Here is a 6,796-nt window from a genome sequence, read left to right as displayed (position 1 = left end):
GCGATACCGGTGGCGTAGCTGCCCGGGGCCGGCAACTCGAATTCCACGACCTCACGCAGGAACGCGTCCGGAACCTGAATCAGGATTCCCGCGCCGTCACCGCTGCGCGGCTCGGCGCCCTGGGCCCCGCGGTGTTCGAGGTTGAGTAGCGCGGTGATGGCGTTGTCCACGATGCCGCGGCTGCGCCGGCCGTGCATGTCGACGACCATGGCTACCCCGCACGAATCGTGCTCGAACGCGGGGTTATACAACCCGACGCGCTTGGGCGTCATATGCACCTGACCCTTCACCTGAACGTTGCGGGCGGCCGCCGTCCATTCGGTCCGCTCCGATGCGGCCGCACCCGGAGGTTGCGGGCTCACGCCCCTCGGTCTTGTCGATAGGCTGTCTCCCAGGTGGAGATGATCCTGTTGAGGATACGTCCGTGCAGCGCTGAACGGTGGCCTGGAACCGGTCTCGACAAGTCGTAAAACGATATGACAAAACCCGCCTGACATGCCAACTTCGCTCGAGTCTAACCCGGCGCCCGGGAGCGGTGTTAATTCGGCGAAGCGAGCGATCGGCGGTGTCGCCGGGCGGTCTGTCACGGGGAAACCGGCGGGTCTCGGTTCGCCGGCGCGCAGGCCGGTACCCGCACCCGTTGCTCATCTGAGTTTGCTGGAGCTGACCTCGAGGCGACCGACGCCTACGCCGGAGCCGGTCCGCGACGTGATCAGCCCGTAACCGGCCCCGGTGGCAGGACCGGACGGCCGGCGCGATCGAGTTTGCGCGCAGCCGGCGGAGGTCCGGCGGCGGCAGGTGACCGATACTGGGTCGATCCTGGCCCGCACCGGCATCCGAGGAGCCCATGAACCAGCGCGACGAATTCCTGCGGAACCGTCTGGCTCCCGAGGCGCCCGGCGGCCCGTCCGGACGACCGCGCGGCGCCCGCCCGTCATCGCGGCAAGCGTTCCCGCCGGAGCTCGCCCCGCCCCCGTCGCAGCCCCGGCCGCCGGAGGTTCCTGCCGAGCCCGTCAGCGAGCCCGGGGCCCCCTCGCCCACGGAACCGCCCGGTCGTGGCTGGCGGCGCATGGTCCGGCTGGTGACGTTCGACCGGGTCAGGCCGGGGCCGTCGGCCGCGCAGCGCCAGGAGGCCCGGTTCGATGCGGCGATCCGGGCTCCCCTGCGCGGCATCCACAAGGTGGGCATCCTCGGCAAGGGCGGCGTGGGCAAGACTTCGGTGGCGGCCAGCGTCGGATCGCTGCTGGCCGAATACCGCCAGGACCACGTCGTGGCCATCGACGCCGACACCGCCTTCGGGCGGCTGAGCAGCCGGATCGACCCGCGCTCCGGCGGCTCGTTCTGGGAACTCACCGCCGACACGAACCTGCGGTCCTTCGACGACGTGGTCGCGCGGCTCGGCCGCAACCCGGTGGGGCTGCACGTCCTGCGCGGCGAACCGGCGTCCGGCCCCCGCCGGGTGGTCGACCCCGCCATCTATCGGGAAGCCGCGTTGCGGCTCGACCGCCATTTCGCGATCTCGGTCATCGACTGCGGGTCCACGATGGACGCGCCGCTCACCCAGGAGGTGCTGCGTGATCTCGATGCCCTGATCGTGGTGTCCTCGCCGTGGGCCGACGGCGCCTCCGCCGCGGCCCGGACCCTGCAGTGGCTGTCCGACGAGGGCCTGGGCCGGCTGTTGCGCAACAGCGTGGTGGCCGTCAACGACTCCGACGGCCACGCCGACAAACGCACCCGGGCGTCGCTGGCCCGCGAGTTCGTCGAGCACGGCCGGCCGGTCGTCGAGGTCCCCTTCGACCCGCATCTGCGGCCCGGCGGCCCCATCGACGTGCGCGGTGGGTTGGCCCCGGCAACGCGGCGCAGGTTCTTGGAGATCACCGCGGCGATCGCGGCGTATTTCGCCGCACGATCCGGCGGCGACGTCTGAGCGTCGGCGATGGGCCGGCGCAGCCCCGAAGGCCCGGACTGCCATGCCCGGCCGCTGACCCCTCGAGCAGCGGCCCGGCGCGTCAGGCCGGCTTCGCGGTGACTGGGCCCGGGCACCCGTCACGCTCGGCAAGCGAACGCAATCCGCGCTACGCGGTGTCCGACGATGCCCGTCTCCGGGGCGCGGGCGCCCTGCGCGATGATGATGCACGGCGCCGTCGCCTCCGGTGATGACGGACGCTACAAGGGCAGCCATGGCGGGTGCAACGGTTTGTGCCATAGCTAACACGGCGCAGCTACCGGTGATGCGTCGGTTGAGTGCGGAGGGCAACGGCCGCCGAAATCCACAACCGCCGGGTTGTCGTCCGCCGCGTCCATCGCCTCTCCGCCTCGCGGTAACGTAGCGCCGGTACGGTTGAACTGCGACACCGTGCGTCGGGTGGCGCGGCGGGCGCAACGGTTGAAATGGCGATCTTTCCGGCGGATGTTCGCCGACGGTGAACGAGGGGGCGCCGGGCATGACGCTAGAAATGGAGCCGCCGGATCCGGGCGTGGTACGCGCCGGGTCGGCAGCCGCCGCGCGCCGCCGTGAACTCGCCATCAGCCAGCGCAGGCTCGCGGCCGATGGGATCATCAACGCCGGCGCGCTCATCGCATTCGAGAAGGGCCGCAGTTGGCCCCGCACCCAGACCCGGGCCAAGCTCGAAGAGGTGCTGCACTGGCCCAGCGGGACGATCGCACGGATTCGTCGCGGCCAGGCGCCTCCCGGCGAGGCGCCCGCGCCGCCCCCGCCATCCGACGGCGCGGCGGCCGACGGCTCGGTGTCGTTGATCGCGCAGGCCGTCGTGGCTGCGGTGGACGGCTGCAGCCTGGCGGCGGCCGCGCTGCCGCCGGCCGATGACCCCACGTTCTCGCGGCGCGCCGCGCCGATCCTCGCCGATCTGCGCCGGCTCGAGACCATCGCCGTCCGGGCCGCCCGCATCACCCGGATGACCCCCGAGCTCATCAACGCGCTGAGCACCGTGCGCCGCCACTACGACGGGCTGATGACGCTGTGGGCAGCCGCGCCGAATGCGCCGCTGGCGCAAAGGCTTTACGCTGCCCGGCGGCGCGCGAACCTGTCCGTCCCCGAGACCGCACAAGCGGCGGGCGTGGCAGAGGAGATGATCCTGCGCGCCGAAGCGCAGGAACCGTTACCCGCCGACGCCGCCGACGCGATCGAAACATTGATCCGCCAGATCAGCTGAGCGAACCCGGTCAGCGGTCGAGCATCTGGCTGTCGAGATTCTTGCCGCCGCTTTTGTCGGTGCCCGGGCACGCGTTACTGCGGTCGTTCACGAAGATCGCGAGGGCGTGTGCCCTGGCGTCCAGGCCCGCGATCACCGCGTCGCGCAAGGCCACGACCGCTGTCGCGTCGCGGCAAGATGGCCGTCACCGAGCGCGCGACGATGGGTCCGCCACATGTCCCGGCTCATGTCGTTGAGCTTCTTCGCCGCCTCTGCGAGGTCCGCTCTCAAGTCATCCTTTTTGCCATTGTCGAGGCCGCCCCGACGGGAACCGCTGCGCCCTATCCCGGCCGGCCCAGGACGGGCAACGTAACCGACGGTGCGGCAGGGGTTTCCGGCACATACGGCTCCCGTTTTCCGATGTGCTCGGCCGGGCCGTCGTAGTAGTCGTCCTCGTCGCGGCCGGCGCCTTCCGCATCACCGACACGCGCTGCTGTCGTCGCGCATTCCTGACCCGAAGCCCCGCCCCGCCGGCCAACGGCGTGCCGGGCGTCACCGGGGAGCCGGCGGCGGATAGCCTGCCGCAGTTGAGAATCCGCGAGCAGCTGAGGCACGTGCCCGCGTGTGCATCGCTATGCGTTGTGTCCGGCTCCGGCCGGATCCTGGGTGAGTCGACGCATCTCTTCGCTGATCGACTGCCGCAGCGCGTCTTCCGGGTAGTCGCGCAGACCGGTCGCCGAGCGCAGAAACGGCTCGAACAGCTGCCAGCCGAACAGCAGGGCGAGGGCGTGAGCGGCCGCCAGCCGGGCTCCCTCGTCGCTGTGGTGCCCGGCCCGGATCTCGTCGACCAGTTTGGCCGCGCCGGGAAAGCTGGTCTGCAACTGTCCCACCGGATACCCGTCGAGCAGCGCCCGCGCGATCACCCGCAACTGGCGGCTGCCCGCCGCCTCGACCTCGGCCGCCGGGGCGCCGGCGTCCATGAGCTTCGCCAGGTGCGCGGCCAGGTGATCGAGCACGGCGGCCACCAGCCGCTCCTTGGTGCCGAAATGCCGGAAGACCAGCCCGTGGTTGACCCGGGCCCGAGCCGCGATCTCGCGGATCGACGCCGCGGCCGGCCCGCGGCCGGCGAACATTTCTGCGGCGCTGTCCAGGATCGCGGCGATCACCTCGTCGCGACCGGTCGGCACGAATTCGGCAGGACGCCCCGAGTCCGCACCGGGTGTAGTCATGCGGCTACGCTAGCGCCCCCGGGGCGGCGCCGGCTCACGAGGCGTCGGTGAGCGCGGCGTCGAGCACGCACACATGGGAACGCTTACAATTCGCACCGACCCCGAGGTCGAAAGCGCTTTGGCTGCGTTAACCAGCGGCGGGAAGTCCCGATCTGAGGCGGCTCGCGCTGCCATCCTCGAGGCCGAACGGACACATCGTCGGGCGCAATTGCGAGCCGAGACCGCGGCGCTGCGCAACGATCCAGAAGACGTCGCGGCCTCACGTGAACTGGCTGCCGAGCTGGACGCCATCCGTGCGTGGTGACCTTTACCGGTTAAAGGCACCACGGGATGCCCGCGGCCATGAACAAGCCGGAACACGCTATGCGGTTGTGGTTCAGTCTGATGACGTGCTGCTTTCCACATGGCTTATCGCGCCGACATCAACTGGTCGCCGGGCAGCATCGTTTCGACCCGAAGTTGAGATCAACGGTGTCGGGTCGGCCAACGCGCTGGGCCCGCCGTCTTCCCAGTGCCGGATGTCGTCGGCGTTCAGACGCCTACCAAAGGACGGCCGCCATGTCGCGGTTGTCCGAGCACACGCTGCGCACCGCGGCTTCGATGTCGGGGGCGTTGATGATCTGCAGGTCTCGCACCGTCACCGGGCGGCCCGCGCGTTTCTGGGCGACGACGCGGGTGTCGCGGAACCCTTCGGCGCGTTCGATGACGTTGCGGGCGAACCGGCCGTTCTGCATGGCGTCGATGCCGTGGCGGCCGCCGGGAGTCGTGTAGTTGCGGATCGTGGTGGCCGCGTGCAGGAATGCTTCTCGCGCGGCGTCGTCGAGCAGACTGGCGCGCGGCTCGGCGTAACGGCGCGCGATCTCGACGATCTCGGACGGCGAATACGACTCGAACCGCAACTTGCGGTTGAAGCGCCCGGCCAGGCCAGGGTTCACGGTCAAGAACGCGTCCACCTGGTCCTCGTAGCCGGCGCCGATGAAGCAGAAGTCGAAGCGGTGTGCTTCCAATGCGACCAGCAACTGGTTGACGGCCTCCATACCGATCATGTCCGGTGTCCCGTCGTGGTGACGTTCGACCAGCGAATAGAACTCGTCCATGAAAATGATTCGGCCCAAAGACGTTTCGATCAGATCGTTGGTCTTGGGCCCGGATTCCCCGATGTAGTGCCCGCAGAAGTCCGACCGGCGGACCTCGCGGATCTCGGGGTGGCGCACGATCCCCATCCCGGCGTAGATCTTGCCCAGCGCCTCGGCGGTGGTCGTCTTGCCCGTGCCGGGCGGACCGACCAGCAGCATGTGGTTGGTCTGCCCCTCCACCGGCAGGCCGTGCTCGAGGCGCATCATGCGCACCTCGAGCTGGTCCTCCAAAGCGGACACCGCCTCCTTGACCGCCGCCAGGCCCACCTGCCTGGCCAGCAGCGCACGCCCTTCGGCCAGCAACTCGGCCCGCCGCTCCGCCGCGTCAGCATCATCGAGTTGCTCGCGACTCTTGGCGGTCGCGGCGTCCCACTTGTCGGCGCGGCTGGCGATGGTCTGCTCGTCGGTCACCACCAGGTGCAGATTCGGGTCGGCCAACGCGTCTTTGGCCGCCTCGATCAGCACCCCGTTGATGGTCGCTTTCGACAGCCAGATCTGGGCCTTGTCCTCCTCGCGCAGTTGCCGGTGCACCATCCCCCGTACGTAGGCCAGGTCGGCGACGAGGAGCGGGATATCGGCCGGGCCGATGGCCGCCGTCAACACGTCGGCATCGAAGCGCGACGAGGACGAGTTGTGTCCGACGACGTCGACACGGTCCAGCCAGTCCAGCGCCACCCGGCCCTGCCCGAGGTGCGCGGCGGCGTGGGCGGCCAGCGCGCAGATCGACGCGGTCACCGCCGACATGACGATCGCCTGCGGCGGCAGCTCCTCGGCGGCCGTCGACAACACCTCGGGCCAGCGCTGTGTGGCGTACATCAGAAACGCCCGGGCCAGCTGGTGCCACTGGTAGTTGGCCCACGAATCCAGCAGCTCGCGGTCGGCCAGCAACTCGTCGGCCTCGGCGTACTGCCCCGCGATCGCCAACGCCGACGACAACGCCAGCCCCACCTGGGACGCGTCGGTGACGGTGATCCCGATGTAGGGGCCCAGCTGAATCTCGGCGGCCAGCGTCTGGCCGATCCGGGTGGTCTCGCGGTGCAGCCACTCACTGGTGGCGTTGAGCTGGTTGAGTGAGCCCAGCGCGTGGTCGCCGCAGGCGATGCGACCCAGCCACGCATCGGCCATCGACGGGTCGGCGTCGGTGGCCGCGACGAATTCCGGCAGGGCTGCGGCCGGCCCCTGCTGTCTCCTGATGGTCATAGCGCGATCGAAATGCCTTCGTGCGGTGTGCAAATCAGATGCGCTCATCGAACTGGCCTCGAACTCGTGGTGCCGACGC

General features: G+C 70.0%; 6 protein-coding genes and 1 pseudogene. 3 read left to right on the top strand and 4 right to left on the bottom strand.

The genetic code is table 11. The features are described 5' to 3' along the window. Positions 1–272: hypothetical protein (locus ACOJVU_RS01830; RefSeq protein ID WP_421528211.1), on the bottom strand; the 272-nt coding region annotated here is incomplete at its 3' end. A gap of 575 nt (positions 273–847) precedes the next feature. On the opposite strand from ACOJVU_RS01830, the gene ACOJVU_RS01825 reads away from it, so the two are divergent. Together ACOJVU_RS01825 and ACOJVU_RS01820 are read left to right on the top strand one after the other, a co-directional pair. Continuing rightward, positions 848–1,927, top strand: a complete 1,080-nt coding sequence (locus ACOJVU_RS01825) for a MinD/ParA family ATP-binding protein (RefSeq protein WP_421528206.1) — start codon at positions 848–850, stop codon at positions 1,925–1,927. A 517-nt stretch (positions 1,928–2,444) separates the two neighbouring features. Next, positions 2,445–3,173, top strand: coding sequence for a transcriptional regulator (locus tag ACOJVU_RS01820; protein WP_421528205.1), 729 nt, complete (start codon positions 2,445–2,447; stop codon positions 3,171–3,173). A gap of 10 nt (positions 3,174–3,183) precedes the next feature. On the opposite strand, the gene ACOJVU_RS01815 is transcribed toward ACOJVU_RS01820, so the two are convergent. Both ACOJVU_RS01815 and ACOJVU_RS01810 read right to left on the bottom strand, forming a co-directional pair. Beyond that, positions 3,184–3,327: a hypothetical protein gene (locus ACOJVU_RS01815; RefSeq protein WP_421528204.1), complete on the bottom strand. Its 144-nt coding sequence runs from the start codon at positions 3,325–3,327 to the stop codon at positions 3,184–3,186. Between the two features lie 457 nt (positions 3,328–3,784). Continuing rightward, a complete protein-coding gene (locus tag ACOJVU_RS01810) occupies positions 3,785–4,381 on the bottom strand; it encodes a TetR/AcrR family transcriptional regulator (protein ID WP_421528203.1) in 597 nt (198 codons plus the stop codon). 263 nt (positions 4,382–4,644) lie between these two features. Between ACOJVU_RS01810 and ACOJVU_RS01805 the strand changes: the two are divergent. Continuing rightward, a pseudogene (locus ACOJVU_RS01805) lies at positions 4,645–4,791 on the top strand (type II toxin-antitoxin system PemK/MazF family toxin); the annotation flags it as partial. A gap of 129 nt (positions 4,792–4,920) precedes the next feature. On the opposite strand, the gene eccA reads toward ACOJVU_RS01805, so the two are convergent. Next, positions 4,921–6,765 carry a type VII secretion AAA-ATPase EccA gene (eccA, locus tag ACOJVU_RS01800; RefSeq protein ID WP_421528202.1) on the bottom strand — a complete coding sequence of 615 codons (1,845 nt, stop codon included), beginning with the start codon at positions 6,763–6,765 and terminating at the stop codon, positions 4,921–4,923. Positions 6,766–6,796: the final 31 nt, after the last annotated feature.

Source organism: Mycobacterium sp. THU-M104 (assembly GCF_049197365.1).
In the GTDB taxonomy this organism is placed as follows: Bacteria; Actinomycetota; Actinomycetes; order Mycobacteriales; family Mycobacteriaceae; genus Mycobacterium.
Note: the sequence above shows the minus strand (reverse complement) of the source record. Positions and strands in the feature narration are given on the sequence as shown.